Annotated in this window: 17 protein-coding genes and 1 tRNA gene; 11 read left to right on the top strand and 7 right to left on the bottom strand. The window is 66.2% G+C overall.

Annotated features, from left to right (window positions below; genetic code table 11):
• The first annotated feature begins 21 nt into the window (after positions 1-21).
• Positions 22-519, top strand: coding sequence for a PilZ domain-containing protein (locus GV027_RS13425; RefSeq protein WP_159512182.1), 498 nt, complete (start codon positions 22-24; stop codon positions 517-519).
• 217 nt (positions 520-736) lie between these two features.
• The gene (locus GV027_RS13430) at positions 737-2,518 is read left to right on the top strand and encodes a hypothetical protein (RefSeq protein ID WP_159512183.1); all 1,782 of its coding nucleotides are present in this window, start codon (positions 737-739) and stop codon (positions 2,516-2,518) included.
• A 40-nt stretch (positions 2,519-2,558) separates the two neighbouring features.
• On the opposite strand, the gene GV027_RS13435 is transcribed toward GV027_RS13430, so the two are convergent.
• Entirely contained in the window at positions 2,559-3,497 is a 939-nt protein-coding gene (locus GV027_RS13435) for an ABC transporter ATP-binding protein (protein ID WP_056673057.1), read from the bottom strand.
• Between the two features lie 280 nt (positions 3,498-3,777).
• On the opposite strand from GV027_RS13435, the gene GV027_RS13440 reads away from it, so the two are divergent.
• Positions 3,778-4,011, top strand: a complete 234-nt coding sequence (locus GV027_RS13440) for a zinc-finger domain-containing protein (protein ID WP_031393477.1) — start codon at positions 3,778-3,780, stop codon at positions 4,009-4,011.
• 18 nt (positions 4,012-4,029) lie between these two features.
• Positions 4,030-5,460, top strand: a complete 1,431-nt coding sequence (gene tldD / locus GV027_RS13445; RefSeq protein ID WP_056673054.1) for a metalloprotease TldD — start codon at positions 4,030-4,032, stop codon at positions 5,458-5,460.
• A gap of 24 nt (positions 5,461-5,484) precedes the next feature.
• Here tldD and GV027_RS13450 read toward each other — a convergent pair whose 3' ends face one another.
• A complete protein-coding gene (locus GV027_RS13450) occupies positions 5,485-6,687 on the bottom strand; it encodes a phospholipase D-like domain-containing protein (RefSeq protein WP_159512916.1) in 1,203 nt (400 codons plus the stop codon).
• Between the two features lie 164 nt (positions 6,688-6,851).
• Between GV027_RS13450 and rpoZ the strand changes: the two genes are divergently transcribed.
• Positions 6,852-7,196: a DNA-directed RNA polymerase subunit omega gene (gene rpoZ, locus GV027_RS13455; RefSeq protein ID WP_031439727.1), complete on the top strand. Its 345-nt coding sequence runs from the start codon at positions 6,852-6,854 to the stop codon at positions 7,194-7,196.
• 534 nt (positions 7,197-7,730) lie between these two features.
• On the opposite strand, the gene GV027_RS13460 is transcribed toward rpoZ, so the two are convergent.
• Complete coding sequence (locus GV027_RS13460; RefSeq protein WP_031393473.1) at positions 7,731-8,411, bottom strand: RlmE family RNA methyltransferase; 681 nt, start codon at positions 8,409-8,411, stop codon at positions 7,731-7,733.
• A complete protein-coding gene (locus GV027_RS13465; protein ID WP_159512184.1) occupies positions 8,408-9,427 on the bottom strand; it encodes a Ppx/GppA phosphatase family protein in 1,020 nt (339 codons plus the stop codon). The genes GV027_RS13460 and GV027_RS13465 overlap by 4 nt, the downstream gene beginning before the upstream one ends.
• Positions 9,428-9,612: 185 nt before the next feature.
• Here GV027_RS13465 and GV027_RS13470 point away from each other — a divergent pair.
• Positions 9,613-9,686, top strand: a tRNA-Gln gene (locus GV027_RS13470).
• 445 nt (positions 9,687-10,131) lie between these two features.
• Here the strand turns inward: GV027_RS13470 and GV027_RS13475 are convergent.
• On the bottom strand, positions 10,132-10,602 hold the full coding sequence (locus GV027_RS13475; RefSeq protein WP_159512185.1) for a GFA family protein: 471 nt from the start codon (positions 10,600-10,602) through the stop codon (positions 10,132-10,134).
• 241 nt (positions 10,603-10,843) lie between these two features.
• Between GV027_RS13475 and GV027_RS13480 the strand changes: the two genes are divergently transcribed.
• The 4 genes from GV027_RS13480 (at position 10,844) to hisN (ending at position 14,173) form a co-directional block, all read left to right on the top strand.
• Positions 10,844-11,278 carry a VOC family protein gene (locus GV027_RS13480; RefSeq protein WP_159512186.1) on the top strand — a complete coding sequence of 145 codons (435 nt, stop codon included), beginning with the start codon at positions 10,844-10,846 and terminating at the stop codon, positions 11,276-11,278.
• A gap of 171 nt (positions 11,279-11,449) precedes the next feature.
• Positions 11,450-12,241 carry a DeoR/GlpR family DNA-binding transcription regulator gene (locus tag GV027_RS13485; RefSeq protein WP_159512187.1) on the top strand — a complete coding sequence of 264 codons (792 nt, stop codon included), beginning with the start codon at positions 11,450-11,452 and terminating at the stop codon, positions 12,239-12,241.
• Positions 12,242-12,263: 22 nt separating this feature from the next.
• Entirely contained in the window at positions 12,264-13,400 is a 1,137-nt protein-coding gene (locus GV027_RS13490) for an MFS transporter (RefSeq protein ID WP_159512917.1), read from the top strand.
• Positions 13,397-14,173 (top strand): histidinol-phosphatase, encoded by a 777-nt coding sequence (gene hisN, locus GV027_RS13495; protein WP_159512188.1) that lies wholly within the window; start codon positions 13,397-13,399, stop codon positions 14,171-14,173. The genes GV027_RS13490 and hisN overlap by 4 nt, the downstream gene beginning before the upstream one ends.
• A 23-nt stretch (positions 14,174-14,196) precedes the next feature.
• On the opposite strand, the gene GV027_RS13500 is transcribed toward hisN, so the two are convergent.
• Positions 14,197-15,087, bottom strand: a complete 891-nt coding sequence (locus GV027_RS13500; protein WP_159512189.1) for an SDR family oxidoreductase — start codon at positions 15,085-15,087, stop codon at positions 14,197-14,199.
• A 95-nt stretch (positions 15,088-15,182) separates the two neighbouring features.
• Between GV027_RS13500 and GV027_RS13505 the strand changes: the two genes are divergently transcribed.
• Positions 15,183-16,004 (top strand): helix-turn-helix transcriptional regulator, encoded by an 822-nt coding sequence (locus tag GV027_RS13505; RefSeq protein WP_159512190.1) that lies wholly within the window; start codon positions 15,183-15,185, stop codon positions 16,002-16,004.
• Positions 16,005-16,196: 192 nt separating this feature from the next.
• Here GV027_RS13505 and GV027_RS13510 read toward each other — a convergent pair whose 3' ends face one another.
• The gene (locus GV027_RS13510; protein ID WP_236559217.1) at positions 16,197-16,832 is read right to left on the bottom strand and encodes a TlpA family protein disulfide reductase; all 636 of its coding nucleotides are present in this window, start codon (positions 16,830-16,832) and stop codon (positions 16,197-16,199) included.
• Positions 16,833-16,846 lie beyond the last annotated feature (14 nt).

Below are 16,846 nucleotides of genomic sequence, written 5' to 3' on the forward strand. Positions count from 1 at the left end.
GGCCCTTAACCTGGAGGACCGATGTCACTCACCGCAACCATGCAGATCATGCCCATCGATGCGCTGACGATGCGCGAAAGCCGTGCCACACGGCGCTTCGTCTCCGCCGACAGCACCTTGCGGCTCATGCCGGGTGTCGCGCATGACGTGATCGTCGAGGATTTCTCGACGACAGGGTGCCGTCTGCGGTCCTCGATCCCGATGACTGTGGGGACGCGTCTGCGTCTCGCACTGAGCGGCGGCGGCGCTACCGTCGAGGCAGACGTCGTCCGTCTCGCACCTGGCGGCTATGGATGTGTCTTCGCGGTGCCCATTCCAGAAGAGACGTTCGCAAAGGCCTTTTCCGGCCAGACGATCGTCCACGCGATGTTCGAAAAGGACCCGGCGGCGCACGATGCACCCGTGTCTGAGTCCGTGCCCGACATCACACCCTGGCCGCGACCCGTGCGCGCCGTCGTCATGGTCGGGTGCGGGGTCGGTGCCTGGGTGCTGCTCGGACTGGTCGTTGGCTGGCTCTGACCACCAATTCCGAGATATCAGTACTTAGATCAGCAAAACTGCTGTTTGCCAGTAGTTTGGCAGTCTTATTATTCAGCAGTACTGCAAGAATACGATATTCAAGCCAAAAAATGCCGACTTCATCCATTTTAGACTCATCTGTTCTACAAGTGGGGTAGGAAAAGTGCGGCGACTCGTCGTGAGGGCGACGGGCATGTTTGGCGCGGGGGGCGTTCGAATGCAGGCGAAACTAGCGGTCGGTCTGGCAGCGGCGACGTTGTTGTACGGGGTCACGGCATTTGCGATCGGCGCGAGCGGCGCATCTGTGTCCGACCCGGCGATCACGGTCGTCTCGACATCCGCGACGGCGTCTCAACCGGCGAGTGGCCGGCAGGACGCGGGCGTGACGACCGGCACTGCGGCAACGAGCGCTCTGCCGAGCGAGACCGGGTTCGCGTTCGGCGTGCAGACCCATTTCAGCCAGGGATGGAGCCCGGCGTGGCTCGATCTTACGACGCCGCTCGCGACCAAATCCGTGCGCGATACGGTCAACTGGGCCAGTGTCGAGCGGACGGCGGGCGTGTACGACTTTTCCGGTACGCCGGTTCAGACGCTCGCCACATTTTGCGGACGCGGCGGTGCGCTGACGCTCACGATCACGCCCAAGAACGCACTCTACGACGGCGGGCGGATGGTGTCGTCCGCGGCGGGCCGGACCGCCTATGCGAATTATATCGCCGCGCTGCTGACGCGGTTCGGATCCTGTGTCGTGGCGATCGAGGTCGGCAACGAAGTCAACAGTGCCGGCGCGCTCGATTATCCGGCCGGCGTCGACAAGTTCCGCGCCTATGTCGACATGCTGCGGGTCCTCTATGCCCGGGTGAAGCCCGCCAACCCGCAGGTCGCGATCCTCGGCGGATCGACCAACGTGATCGGGACGGGGTTCCTGACCTCGCTGTTCGCGGTCGGCATGCTCGACGTGATCGACGGCGTCGCGGTCCATCCCTATCGCCCCGATGCCGAGGGGATCGATTTCGAGATCGCCAATCTCAACGCCGCCATGAGCCGCTACGGGACGCCAAAGCCGATCTGGGCGACGGAATTTAGCTTTGGATATGCCGATACGCGGCGCGCCTCGGCCGGTTTGGTGAAATCGGTCGTCGAGCTCTATGCCGCCGGCGTCCGGCATGCGTCCTGGTACGCGCTCGTCGAACAGACCCATTTTCCGTATATGGGGCTGTTTACCGGATCGCTGATCAAGCCGCAGGGCAGGGCCTATCGCAACGTCGTCGATTCGCTGTTGCCATACGGCCAGCCGGTGCGGGTCGATACCGGGGACCAGCCGTTCAACCTCTACCGGATCGGTGCCGATCGCTGGGTCGTCTGGGGGCTGCGCGGCATGATCAGCTTCACCGGCGGCACCGTTCGCGACATGTACGGGGTGGCCTTGCCTGCTGGCCCGGTCAAGATCGGATCCGAGCCGCTGATCGTCACCGGGGCCACCGGCTATACGATCACCGCGTCGCAGGTCGTTGCCGACACGATGCTGCAATATGGCAGCGGATCCTGGAGCTACTGGCGTCGCGACAAGGCGAATGTCGATACCCGGCTCGGCGTGTTCGACACCGATTTCGCGAGCCATTTCGGCGATCGCTGGTCCAAGCCGCTGCGCATCAACAATACCACCGCCGCACCGGCAGGCGATGGCGCGAACCCGATCCGCGCGGTGATCCGCTATACCGCGCCGCGCGCGATGCAGGTCGAACTGTCCGCCTGTTTCAGCAAGGCAAATACGGGCGACGGCGTCGATTACCGCATCACCCGCAACGGCGTGACGGTCGCCTCGGGAATCGTCGTCGACACCGCCACGGTCAACGGGGTCAAGTTCGGCCTCGAAATCGGCGATAAGGTCGATCTCGTGTTCGGCCCCAACCAGACCTATGGCAGCGACTCCTTCTTCTACCGCGCCACGCTGAGCAACCGTGGCCAGGGCACGACGGTGGTCTGCCCCACGGCGTGAACCGAACCGGCCCCGGCACTGCGCCCGGTGCCGTGCGCGCTCAGGCGTTGGCGGCGCGGGTGAGGCTGAGGAACACGTCCTCGAGATCGGGTTCCTTGGTCGAGACGTCGACGATCCCGAAACCGCCCGACTGGACCGCGGCGAGGACTTCGCCGGCGTTCACGCGGTCCTTGGCATAAGTGATTTCGAGCGTGCGCGTGCCCTTGAGCGCGATCTTCTGGAAGCAGGCGTTCGCCGGGACCATGCCGACGTCGCGGTCGACGGTGACGGCGACGATCTTTTCCTGCGCCTTGCCGACGAGTTCGCGGGTCGGCTCGTTGGCGATCAGGCGGCCGTTGTTGATGATCGCGATCCGGTCGCAGAGCTCTTCGGCTTCCTCGAGATAATGCGTCGTCAGAATCACCGTGACGCCCGCTGCATTCAGGCTGCGGACATAGGTCCAGAGCTGCTGGCGCAATTCGATGTCGACGCCCGCGGTCGGCTCGTCGAGGACGAGGACGGGGGGCGAATGGACCATCGCCTTGGCCACCATCAACCGGCGTTTCATGCCGCCCGACAGCGTGCGGGCATAGGCATGCGCCTTGTCCTCCAGATGCACCGCGCGGAGCAGTTCCATCGTCCGGCGCTTCGCCTTGGGCACGCCGTAGAGCCCGGCCTGGATCTCGAGCGTCTCGAACGGCGAGAAGAACGGGTCGAACAGGATCTCCTGGTTGACGATCCCGATCGACGCCTTGGCGTTGCGCGGGTGGCCGTCAATGTCGAAGCCCCAGATCGCGGCGCTGCCATCGGTCTTGTTGACGAGCCCCGCCAGGATGTTGATCAGCGTCGACTTGCCCGCGCCGTTCGGGCCGAGCAGCCCGAAGATCTGGCCGCGCGGGACGTCGAACGTCACCCCGTCGAGCGCGCGCTTGGGTTCCGCCGTGCCAACGGGGGCGTAGGTCTTGCAGAGATTGGTGATGGCGATCGCGGCTTCGGTCATGGTTGCGGCATAGCGGGGCGGGGAGGGCGGGTCATCCCCTCGGGCGTGGCAAAGAAGATTTGTTCGCGCGGAGGCGCGGAGGCGCGGAGATGTCGTATCCAGCCTGTCGGTCGGGAGACCCACGCCCTGTTCCGCCATTCCTGATGTGAAGGTCGCTTCGCGACAAGCGCAACACCTCCGCACCTCCGCGCCTCCGCGCCTCCGCGTGAACAAATCCTTCCTTCCTATCACCACCGAAGAACCAATTGCCCGCCCCGCCCGCGCTTGCTATCGCGCCCGCATGCATCCGCCGCTCGAAACCACCCGCGTCACCCACGCCCGCGTCGCCTGCGACGGCGCCACCGACATTCCCGGCGGTGCAGCGCTCGGCCATCCGCGCGTATGGCTGCAGATCGACGAGACCGGCTATGTCGATTGCGGCTATTGCGATCGGCGCTTTATCCTGGTCGGCGGGGCCGCCGATGGCGCGGACCAGTCGACATTGCGCGACCATGGGGATGGCGCAGGGCGCTAAGCCGCTTATATCTATCGGATGACGATAGCTGCAGACCCCCGTTCGTTCCTCTACCGCGACACGCTCGACCCCGAGCAGGCGCAGGCCCTCACCGCCAAGGCGCTCGCCAAGGCCGATGACGGCGAACTCTATCTCCAGTACCGCAAGGCGGAGGCGTTCGGGTTCGACGACGGCCGGCTGAAGACCGCGTCCTACGACACCAGCTCGGGCTTCGGCCTGCGCGCGGTGTCGGGCGAGATGACCGCGTTCGCGCATTCGAACGAGATGACCCCCGCCGCGATCCGCCGCGCCGCCGAGACGATGGCGCTGATCGAGCCGGGCGTCGCCGCCAAGGCCGGCCCGCCACAGGGCACCAACCGCCACCGCTACACCGCGGCCGACCCGCTCGACCTCGTGCCGTTCGCGGACAAGGTGAACCTCTGCCAGACGATCGACGCCGCCGCGCGAGCACGCGATCCGCGCGTGGCGCAGGTGTCGGTCAGCCTGTCGGGGACATGGTCGGTCGTCGAGATCGTCCGCGCCGACGGCTTTATCGCGACCGACGTGCGGCCGCTGGTGCGGCTGAACGTGTCGATCGTCGCCGAGCAGAATGGTCGTCGCGAAACGGGCAGCTACGGTATCGGCGGTCGCTATCTCTATACCGACCTGTTCCAGCCCGAGACGTACAACCGCGCGATCGACGAGGCGCTGTCGCAGGCGCTGGTCAATCTTGAATCGATCGCAGCGCCCGCCGGCGAGATGACCGTGCTGCTCGGCAATGGCTGGCCCGGCATTCTGTTGCACGAAGCAATCGGCCACGGGCTCGAGGGCGATTTCAACCGCAAGGGCACGTCGGCCTTTTCGGGCCGGATCGGCGAGCGCGTCGCGGCCGAGGGCGTGACCGTGGTCGACGACGGATCTCTTCAAGATCGCCGCGGCTCGCTGACGATCGACGACGAGGGCACGCCGACGCGCGAAACCGTGCTGATCGAGGACGGCATCCTCAAGGGTTATATGCAGGACAGGCTCAACGCGCGGCTGATGGGCGTCGAGGCGACCGGCAATGGCCGCCGCGAAAGCTATGCGCACGCGCCGATGCCGCGGATGACCAACACCTTCATGAAGGCGGGCAATGACGATCCCGCCGAGCTGTTGAGCCGCGTCAAGAAGGGCATCTTTGCCAAGGCGTTCGGCGGCGGGCAGGTCGATATCGTGTCGGGCAAGTTCGTGTTCAGCTGCACCGAGGCGTATCTGGTCGAGGACGGCAAGCTGGGCGCGCCGATCAAGGGCGCGACGCTGATCGGCGACGGCCCCAGCTCGCTGACCAAGGTGCGCGGGATCGGCAACGACTTCGCGCTCGACGAGGGCATCGGCATGTGCGGCAAGGGCGGGCAGTCGGTGCCGGCGGGTGTCGGCCAGCCGACGCTGCTGGTCGACGGGCTGACGGTCGGCGGCACGGCGGCGCAGTAACGGGCGTCGCCGTTTAGCGGCGTCCTAGTCCTCGATCCCGAAGTTCAATCCGCGCGAGACATTGGGGTCGACGACCGCGACCAAAAAATAGGCGCCGAACTGCTTCACGCGCTGCAGCCAACCGGTCTTTGCTTTGTAGAGCGCCGGCGTGATCTCGGTCGAGGCGGCGATTTCGGCGTCGACATAGCGGCGGACATGCGCGGCGAAACCGGGATCCTCGATCCGGATCATCAGCTCCATGTTGATGAACAGGCTGCGCATGTCGAAATTGGCGGAGCCGATATGGACCGCGTCGTCGATGACATACAGTTTGGTGTGCAGCTTGGTCGGCTGATATTCGAAGACGTGCACGCCCTTGCGCAACAGTCCGGCATAGGTGAACCGCGCGGCGGCGATTGTCGCGTTGTTGTCCGATTTCGCGGCGGTGACGATGCGCACGCGGTCGGTGCGGCGCCCGGCACGATCGAGCCTGCGCAACATTGTCGGGCTCGGCGTGAAATAGCCGGCGATGATGTCGATCCGCGTCGCGCGGCGCATGTCGTCGCGGACCGCCCGCGCCCAGGGTGACAGCCGTCGCGTCGGTCCGCCGATCAGCCAGCGTGTCGGCCCCTGCGTCTCGCTATAGCGGCGCAGCGCGTGGTTCAGTTTGCGCAGCTTGCCCTTGGGCTGGTGGATCCAGTTGCTCAGCGCATCGAAATAGCCCGTCAGCCGCCCCGCGGCCGGGCCTTCGATCAACAGGCCGAGATCGCGCCAGGCATTGTCGGCGACGGTGCCGAAATAGTCATCCTCGACGTTGAAGCCGCCGACGATGATCCGCGCGTCGTCCTGTTCGCCGTCCGCCAGCGCGAGCTTCTGGTGATTGCGCAGCAGATATCGCCGGCCGAATCGCGCGGAGAACCGGCACACCGCGATTCCCGCGGCTTCGAGCGGGTCGAAGAAATCGGCGCTCGCCGCATCGTCGCTGCCAAAGCCGTCGACGATCAGCGCGACCGTCACGCCGCGTTTCGCCGCCGCGATCATCGCCGCGTTCACGCGCTGGCCGGCATCGTCGTCGGCATAGATGTAATAGAGGATGCGCAGCGACTGCCGCGCGCCGTCGATCAGCCCGATCAGTGCCGTCAGGCGTTCAGGGCCCGCCTCGAGCAGCGTCAGCCGGTTGCCATCGACGGTGAAGACCGACTCCGCCGCCTGCGGGGTCGTGATGCGATCGAGCTCGGGGGCGGGCATGGTCATGGCCGGGGGTAGTGGACATAGCATCGGGCCGATGCAACCTCGTGGCGGCGCGACACGGGGTGGCGCGCGACGCCCCGCCGGCAAAATCTTGACTTTGTGGTAGGGTGTGGGTAGGCGCCCATGTTCTCCCTATCGGTGTTTGTTGCGAAGGAAGCGTCATGGCGCGCGTTACCGTCGAAGATTGTGTCGACAAGATCCCCAACCGGTTCGACCTGGTGCTGTTCGCAGCGCAGCGTGCGCGGCAGATCTCGGGCGGCGCCGAACTGACGCTCGACCGCGATCGCGACAAGAACCCGGTGGTCGCGCTGCGCGAGATCGCGGACGAGAACGTCAAGCCGGCGCATCTCAAGGAATCGGTCATTCAGGGCCTGCAGAAGGTTCGTGTCGACGATGACGACGAGGTCGATGCCGTCGGCAGCCTCGCGGCATCGGCAGAGGCGCTGCGCCTCACCGCCGCCGCCCCGCCGCGCAACCAGAATCTGGGTGCCGATTACGAGGGTTGATCGCACGCATGTGGTGTGGCGCGAGCCGGACCATATTGTGATCCGACCCTGATCGGTTTCCGGCGAACGATGCTGCGGCATCGCTTTGCTGGTGTGATTGAAAGGCTCGTGGACCTGAAGGTCCGCGGGCCTTTTCTTTGCTTGGGTGTCGTTGGGGGTGAGGCGGGGGGTAGCGGGGGCGGTTCGCATTCGCCGTCACGGTGGCCACCGGACGCTACCCTCATACCGGCCGCCACCCCGACACCGGTCGCCATCCCACACCGTGCGTCACCCCCACGCCGTTCAACACCCGCACACCGTTCGCCACCGCCGTACCGTTCGCCCTGAGCGTAGTCGAAGGGCATGGGACTAAAGGTGCTTCGACTGCGCTCAGCACGAACGGGGGGAGGGGGCGGGCTACCGGGCTTAGTCTGAAGGGCTCAACGCAAGCGCGCCCCCGGCCATGCCGCGGCCATCATGCCTAAAACCACCCCTCCGCGGCAAAGCCGCGTCGTCAGGAGCTGCACAGCGGCGTTGGCCGCGTCGATCGGTGGATCAGCGCTCCCGATCGACCGATCGCCCCTTGAACCCCTGCGCCACCACGAACCACTCGACCGACCCCTTGCGGCTCGCCGGCGGCTTGGCGTGCTTCACGCTGGTGAAGTTGCGCTTCATCTCGGCGACCAGCGCGGAATCGGCGCCCCCCGCGAACACCTTCGACACGAAGGTCCCGCCCTTTTCCAGCACGTCGCAGGCGAAATCGAGTGCCGCCTCGACCAGCGCCATCGTGCGAAGCGCATCGGTCTGTGGATGGCCGACGGTGTTCGCGGCCATGTCCGACAGCACCAGATCGGGCGCGCCGCCGAGCGCGTCGATCAGCATCGCGGGCGCCGCGTCGTCCATGAAATCCATCTGGAAGATCGTCACGCCGTCGATCGGATCGACCGGCAACAGGTCGATCCCGACCACCGCCGCCTTGGGCAGGCGCCGTTTGATTACCTGTGCCCAGCCACCCGGCGCGATGCCGAGATCGATGACGCGCTTTGACCCCTTGATGACCTCGAACCGTTCGTCGAGCTCGGTCAGCTTGTACGCCGCGCGGCTGCGATAGCCCTCCGCCTTGGCGCGCTTGACGTACGGGTCGTTCAGCTGGCGTTCGAGCCAGCGCGTCGACTGCGCGGTCCGCTTGCGTGCGGTGAGGACGCGGGTGTGCCCGCCCGAGCCGCCGCGACTCATGGCCTGGGGCTCCCCATCAGGCGGCGCAATATGCCCTCGCGAATGCCGCGGTCGGCGATGCCGAGCCGTTCGGCGGGCCAGATGTCCATGATCGTCTCCAATATCGCGCAGCCCGCGACCACCAGGTCGGCACGCTCGTTTCCGATGCAGGCGAGCTTTGCCCGCTCCTCGATCGCCATGTGCGACAGGCCCGCGCTGATCCGCCGCATCGCGCTGGCGGGCACGATCAGCCCGTCGACTTCCGACCGGTCGTAATGGCTGAGCCCCAGATGCACACTGCCCAGCGTCGTCACGGTGCCGCTGGTACCAAGCAGCCGGGGGCGCTCGACGTTGAGCGGCAGCCGCGCGGCGAACGGCGCGATGCTGTCCGCGACGACCTGGCGCATCCGTGCATAGGCCGCGCGTCGGCCCGCCTCGCCCTTGCCGCCGCCCGCATGTTCGGTCAGCGACACGACGCCCCAGGGGGCGGAATGCCAGTCGAGCACGGTCGGGATCGGCGTCGACGTATCGACCAGCACGAGCTCGGTCGAACCGCCGCCGATGTCGAAGATCAGTGCGGGGTCGTTCCCAGGTTCGATCAGCGCATGGCAGCCGAGCACGGCCAGCCGCGCCTCTTCCTCCGCGGTGATGATGTCGAGATGGATGCCCGTTTCGGCAAGCGCGCGGGCGATGAAGGCGGGGCCGTTGCGCGCCTGGCGACAGGCTTCGGTTGCGACCGAGCGCGCCAGCGTGACGTTGCGGCGCTTCAGCTTGTCCGAACACACGCGCAGCGCGGCGATCGTGCGCTCGATCGCGGCGTCGCTCAGCTGCCCGGTGGATGCGAGCCCTTCGCCGAGCCGGACGATCCGCGAGAACGCGTCGATCACCGCGAATCCGCCGGCCTGCGGGCGCGCGATCAGCAATCTGCAATTGTTGGTGCCGAGATCCAGCGCGGCAAACGCCTGCGCATCGGCCCACCGCCCTCGACCGGGCCGGGTCGCCGCCGGACGGGCAGGACCAGCCTGCCGGGACGGCATTCGGGCGGAAACATCCCCCATCGCCGTAAAACTCACTATCTATATCTGCCGCCGCGGGAAAATACCCGCCCGGTGCTTGGCGACGAATGTAGCGCAGCGCGGCGATTACGCAAGCGACGTGGCGAATTGGCACCATCAGGGCGTTGACACGGCGCAAACCCCCGCTTAGATCGCGCCCTCGCTGATGCCCCGTCGTCTAATGGTAAGACTGCGGTTTCTGATACCGCCTATTGAGGTTCGAATCCTCACGGGGCATCCAGCGCTTCACCCTTCGACGCCGAGACCGAACCTCTATGACAGAGGTATGCGACGGCGTGCCGTCCTTTGGGATCGGCCGGGTGCAGTTCTGCCGCATAGTTGCTGATGCCCCATTTGTGGGTTTGGACCATCGCTGCGGACTCAGCGGTGGTCTGGCTTTGCAGTCTTTGGGCGTTCCGTAGCGGCTCTGTCGGTGTTCGGGCGACACAGGCGGGTCAGAGGCTGGCACGCTATGCCCGGGCTCGAGCAACGCTGCTTGCCATCGGTCGTCGTGCAGGCGCGGCATTCGCGGCGTGTATCGATGCATCCTTGCGGTGCTGCGAGCAGGAGCGCGAACATGAGAACCATCATCTTGTCCTTACATCGCGGGAAGTGTCAGCAGATTGCAGGCGCATGCTCTGCTGCGTCAAGCGACGGATCGGAGCCGCAAGAAAGTGGACTGCGGTCTATGTCTTCGGTGGCCACGCAACGGTATCATGGTCAGGATGCTGAAGGGATCTAATTCCTGCCAGATGCTCCGCCGCTCGTGGCTCATCTAGCGGGTGTTCGGGGAGATTCGCCAATGCCTGAACGTCGGCGATGCGCTCGGACGACGCGAGCTGTTCGGTCAGATGAACCAGGCGTGGTTCGTCCATGGCACCGAGCGTGAAACAGATGCTTCCCTCACCATATTCGAAGGTGAGCGGCGTGCCACAATCCCGGCAAAACCCGCGACGAGCCTTGTTCGAACTCTGAAAATGACCGGGCTGACCGCGGGTCCAGGTCACGGCAGACAAGGGCGCTCCGACATAAGGCCCGAACAGTCCGCCCGTTGCCTTCTGACACATTCGACAATGGCAGATGGAGGCGTCTTCCAGATCAGCGTCAATCCGGAACCGCACCGCGCCACACTGACATCCTCCAGTGCTGGTCATCATCGCTCGAGAATTCCATATCGGCCGACCATTCGCAATGGGGACGACGCGGAATATTCGGGGCGGGGCGGCAAGCGGAACGGCAGCATCTGAGGGGGCGTAGCTAGTCACACCGAATGCGGCGTCTTTGCCGACTATCAAGGCACTTTGGGAGGCGCGACGAACCCAGTCGAGCTTGCGGAGCGACGATTTTGCCGGGCATGATCTGATAAGACAACGAGCAGCAATCTGGTGGAGAGATCCGATGGCAGACGCTTCCAATTGGCTCCTTGATCATACCGGCATCGGTGTCACTGACATCGTTCGATCCGCGCGGTTCTACGAAGCAGCACTTCGCCCCCTCGGGGCTAAAGTCGTCATGCGGATCAACGCGACTATGGGGCCGGCGGACGAGGGCGACGCCGACCTGGCAGGTGTTGCGTTCGGTACCGAATATCCCGCGTTCTGGCTGGACGTTTTCCATCCAACCGGCGCGAGGCAACACACGGCGTTCCGCGCTACATCGCGCGAAGCTGTCGAAGACTTTCACCGCCACGGGCTGGCTGCGGGAGGGGTGGATAACGGCGCACCCGGTCTGCGTTCGGATGGCTATCCCGAGGGCTATTATGCAGCCTTCATGTATGATCCCGACGGCAACAATATTGAGGCCGTGTACCGTGAGTCGAGGGGGGCGACCTGAGGCGCTTACCCCGTCCCGATCGGAAGCCCCTGACAGGGCTTCCCGATCTCCCGTCCGCGAGATGGAACATGGGGAGTAATCAGTCTCAACAATGTGGACATGATGCACGATCATGCATGATTGATGGATAACCATCTTGTTTATGCACGATGTGAGGGCTAGGAACAGCGGATGCCCAATGACATCCCGTCCAGCCGTCGCGATACGATCCTTGCCCGTCTATCCCTGGGCGAACCGGTTCATGCTGGTGCGCTTGCCAAGGAGTTCGGCGTTTCCGAGGATGCAATCCGGCGGGATCTGCGGGGTCTTGCCGCGGAGGGCCTGTGTCGCCGCGTCTATGGCGGCGCCTTGCCCGTCGTCGAAGGGGCGAGGCCGATGGCCGAGCGCGTCGGCGAAGATGTGCACAGGAAGCGGGCGCTGGCTGACGCCGCCGTTCGGGTCATCGAACCGAGCAGCCTTGTTTTCATGGACAATGGCAGTTCCAACCTCGCCCTTGTTGAGACGCTGCCGTCCTATCTCAATCTGACCATCGCGACGAGTTCGGTGACGATCGCCGCGGCACTCCAGCATCGCGACGACATCGATCTGCTGGTGGTGGGGGGCATGATCGACCGGATGGTCGGCGGCGCCGTCGATGGTACGGCGATCGAGGCGATCGCGCGGCTCAACATCGACCTGTGTGTCCTCGGCGCGTGCGCGGTCTCCGCCGAGGGGGGCGTCAGCGCCTATGACCCGGCCGATGCCAGTTTCAAACGCGCGCTGAACGCGCACAGCCGCAGCACGATCGTCCTCGCGACGAACGAAAAGCTCGGCCAGCACGCCCCGCACCGGGTCCTCGGCGTCGATGCCCTTACGCAGATCGTCGTCGAGCACGACGCCGATGCCGACCTTGTGCGCGATCTGACGAAAGCCGGCGCCACCATCGCGCGTGCCGACCCGCAAGACCCGCGCGGCCAGCGCTGATCCAAGGATATCCGCAGTGACGATGCAACATTCCGGGGCGCGCCTCGCGACGCGTCTGGCCTTTCTCGTATCGGGCTTCGGGCTCGCCTGTTGGGCGCCGCTCGTTCCACTTGCCAAGCAGAGGCTGGCGATCGGGGACGGATCGCTCGGGCTGCTGCTGCTGTGTCTCGGTCTCGGCTCGGTGGGCGCGATGCAGCTTGCGGGGCCGCTGACATCGAAGCTGGGCGCGCGACCGGCGATCCTCGTCGGCGGCATCGGGCAGGCGATCCTGCTGCCCTTCCTTGCCTTTGCGCCCACGGTGCCGACCATGGCGGTCGCGCTGCTGCTGTTCGGCGCATTCCTCGGCGTGATCGAAGTCGGCATGAACGTGCACGCGGTCGAAGTGGAGAAGCAGGCCGGCACGCCGCTGATGTCCGGGTTCCACGGGTTGTTCAGCGTCGGCGGCTTCGTCGGATCGGCGCTGTTGACTGCCGTCCTGTCGTTGAAGATCAGTCCGGTCGCCGGGGCCGTCGCAGCGTCGGTCCTGATGATCGCGGCGCTGGCACTGGCCGCGCCCCGGCTCATCCCGACCCCCAGGACCGAGGAGGCCCCGCTGGTCGTGATCCCGCGCGGGATCGTGGTGCTGCTAGCGGCGCTCGCGGCGATCACCTTCCTGACCGAAGGCGCGATGCTCGACTGGGGGGCGTTGCTGCTGAGTGGCAAGGGCCTGTTGCCGGTCACGCAGGCGGGACTGGGCTACAGCGTCTTTGCGGTGGCGATGACCGCCGGCCGCCTGACCGGCGACGCGATCGTCGCCAGGCTCGGGGATCGGCGGACGATGCTGTGGGGCGGGCTGCTCTCGCTGCTCGGCTATGGCGTCATGCTGCTCGCGCCGGTCGCACCGGTCGCGCTCCTGGGGTTCCTGCTGATCGGTCTCGGTTCGTCGAACGTCGTGCCCATCCTGTTCCGCCAGGCTGGCAAGCAGACCGTCATGCCCGCGGGCCTCGCGATCGCCGCGGTCACGACGATCGGTTACGCGGGCATCCTCGCCGGTCCCGCCGCGATCGGCTTTGTCGCGCAGGGCATCGGCCTGCCCGCCGCCTTCTGGCTGCTCACAGCCCTTCTGTGTCTCGTGCCGCTGTGCGCGAAGGCCGCCACCGCCAACGGGCGTCGATCATGATCCTTCCCGACGCCGCGTTCCTGCATCGCCTTGCCGACCTTGCCGATGCCGAGACGATGCCCCGCTACCGCACCGACATCGCGGTCGATACCAAGGTGAAGGAGGGGTACAGCTTCGACCCCGTGACCGAGGCGGACCGGGAGGCGGAGGTCGCGATCCGCGCCGAGATCGGTGCGCATTTCCCCGGCCATGCCATCCTCGGCGAGGAATTCGGGCTGACGGGCAGCGGGCGTGTTCGATGGGTGCTCGATCCGGTCGACGGGACTCGCCCGTTCATCTGTGGCCTGCCCGTCTGGGGGACGTTGATCGGGCTGACGCTCGACGGCCGGGCCGAGCTGGGAATGATGAGCCAGCCCTTCACGCGCGAACGCTTCTGGGCGGATCGCGACGGTGCCTGGACCGAGCGGGACGGTGTGCGCCGACCGCTGGCGACGCGCGACGTCGGCAGCCTCGATCGCGCGATCCTGCACACTACCTCGCCCGAGCATTTCGGCGACGACCTCGCGCCCGGTTTCGCACGGTTTAAGGCGGCTGTGCGGATGATCCGCTATGGCGGCGAATGCTATGCGATGGCGATGATCGCGGCAGGCCGGATCGACCTCGCGATCGAGCCCTCGCTCCAGCCCTATGACATCGTCGCGCTGATCCCGATCATCGAGCGCGCGGGCGGTGTCGTCACGCGGCTCGACGGCGGCCGGGCCGAGGAAGGCGGCGCAGTGCTGGTCGCCGCGACTCCGGCACTCCATGCCGAAGCATTGCGGATCCTGGGATGACCGCTTCCTCGCCGCCCGTGGCGTCACGTGCTGCCCGTCATCGCGCGGATGTCGGCCTGCAGCGTCGGCCCGTCGGGGTTCCAGCCCAGCCGCTCGCGGGTCAGCGCGCTCGACACCGACATGTCCTTCGACACGAAGGCGGCGAGCCAGCCGAAATGCGCGCCGGCTTCGTCTGCGCTTACCGACGTCACGGGCAGGCCGAAGGTTTCGCCGATCGTCTCGGCAATCGCGCGGAAGGGAATAGCTGTCTCGTCGGTGGCGTGGTAGCGCGCGCCGATCGCGTTACGCTCCAGCGCCAGCCGGTATAGCCGGGCCGTGTCGGAGACGTGCGCGGCCGACCAGCTGTTGGCACCCTCGCCGACATAGGCCGACACGCCCTTTTCCCAGGCAAGCGCAATCACCTCGCTGACAAGGCCCTGTTTGCGCGTGTCGTGGATCTGCGAGTTGCGCAGCGCGATGACGTGGATGCCGCGCTCGAGGAGGGCCTGCCCTGCCAGTTCGGACGCGACCCGAGGATTGGGGCTGTGCGCTGCGAAAACGTCTTCCGACGCCGGGTCACCGGGCGCTGCCGATCCCATGGCGGTGCCGGACGTGATGACGAGCGGCTTGCTGGTTCCCGCCAGTCCGCTGCCCAGCGCCGCGATCGCGCGGGCGTCCTTCTGGCAATTGGCGACGAAGTTCGTGAAGTCATGATCGAACGCCGTATGGATCACGCCATCGCACGACGCTGCACCCCGCGTCAGGCCCTCGAGATCGTCGATGTCGCCCCGGTACGGCTCGGCGCCCGCCGCAACCAGGGCCGCGGCACCGGCGTCGGAACGGGTCAGGCCGACCACCTGGTGGCCAGCCGCCAGCAATTCGGGAATGATGTGCGAGCCGATGAAGCCGGTCGCACCGGTCAGAAATACACGCATCGATGTTCTCCATTGAAGATCGATGCCTGATCGGCGCATTCGTTATCCGGGAACAGCAGTGACCTCTTCCTAGTATAATTGCTGACAGGCTGGTGATGACGACGACCCCCGATAACCCCCTCGGCCTGTATCTCCGCGATCGCCGCACCCGGCTCGACCCCGGCGCGTTCGGCTTTCCGATCCAGCGGCGGCGCACGCCGGGACTGCGCCGCGAGGAGGTCGCGCAACGCGCCAACATCAGTCCGACCTGGTACACCTGGCTCGAACAGGGCCGTGGCGGCGCGCCATCCCCCGATGTGCTGAACCGCATCGCTGGCGGCTTGATGCTGACCGAGGCCGAGCGCGAGCATCTGTTCATGCTCGCGCTCGGTCGTCCGCCGGAGGTGCGCTACCGCGCCGCGGACAGCGTGACGCCGCGGCTCCAGCGCCTGCTCGACGGGATGCCCGCCAGCCCCGCGATCATCAAGACCGCGACCTGGGACGTCGTGGCGTGGAACCGCGCAGCCGCGCTCGTGCTCACCGATTACGGCGCGCTGCTACCCAGGGAGCGCAACATCCTGCGGCTGGTGTTCGGCAATGACCGGGTGCGGCGCGCGCAGGAGGATTGGGAAAGCACCGCCCGCTTCGTGGTCGGCGCATTCCGGGCCGACGCGGTCCGCGCGGGTGCCGTGTCCGAGGTTGGCCAGCTCGTCACCGAGCTGTGCGCAACCAGTCCCGAATTCGCGGCTCTATGGGCGGACAACGACGTGCGCTTCCACGGCGAGGGCACCAAGCGGCTGCACCACCCCGTTCTGGGCGCGATGGAGCTGGAATATTCGGGCTTTGCGGTCGATGGTCGCCCAGACCTGGGGATGATCGTCTACAACCCGGTCGATCCCGATATGGCCGATCGCATCCGATCGATACTTGCGGGCTAGTCAGCAAGCAGGCAGCAGGAGTTTTCGTGTCTGGCGTCGGATGTTCCTTAGGATCCCGATGGGGAAATGAGGCGCACGGACGAGATGCAGAACAAGCGACACGCGTGATACAGAAGGGTGCGCTTACCCTGAATGCCGATGACGCGCCCGTCCTGCTTTCGCGGCGGAGCGGCGCGTCGTCGTGCGGGGCGTTCAGCGGGCCTCGGCGATCAGCTTTGCGGCGGCGGGGGTGTTCCATTCATAGCCACCCAGCATCCGCCAGACTTCGCGCCCGTCCGAATCGTAGAGGATCGTGGTCGGCAGGTTCGCCTGATAGGCGATGCTGAGCGAGGCCTTGGCGTCGAGATAGGGTTTCAGCGTCGTGAACGCCTTTTGCGCGAAGAACGGCGTGACCTTCTCGGCGCCCTGAAGGTCCTGGCTGACCGCGACGACCTGGACCTTGTCCTTCAAGCTTCCCGCGACCGCATCGAGCGTCGGCATCTCGGCGACGCAGGGCGCGCACCAGGTCGCCCACAGGTTGAGCAGCAGCGGCTTGCCCTTGAAGCTGGCGAGCGTGACGGACTTTCCATCGGGGGCGGTGAAGCTGGTCGTCGGCCCCGTCTCGCCCTTGTGGCTGCGGTCGATCTTGTCGACCGGGGCGGTGGGGGTGCCGGTCGCTTCGTCGGGCGAGGCCGCGACTTCATCCGATGCGGCGCCATTGCCCAGCGCGGCGCCTGCCGCGTTTGCTTGCTCCGGAGCCGGCGATTTCCTATCGCAGCCCGCAATCAGCATTGCGCTACCCAGGAGACAGACGATCGACGCCCTTGAGAGCAGAGAAGGGGAGGACATGGACGGCTCCAATG

Source organism: Sphingomonas sp. T1 (genome assembly GCF_902506585.1).
GTDB classification, from domain to species: Bacteria; Pseudomonadota; Alphaproteobacteria; order Sphingomonadales; family Sphingomonadaceae; genus Sphingomonas; species Sphingomonas aerolata.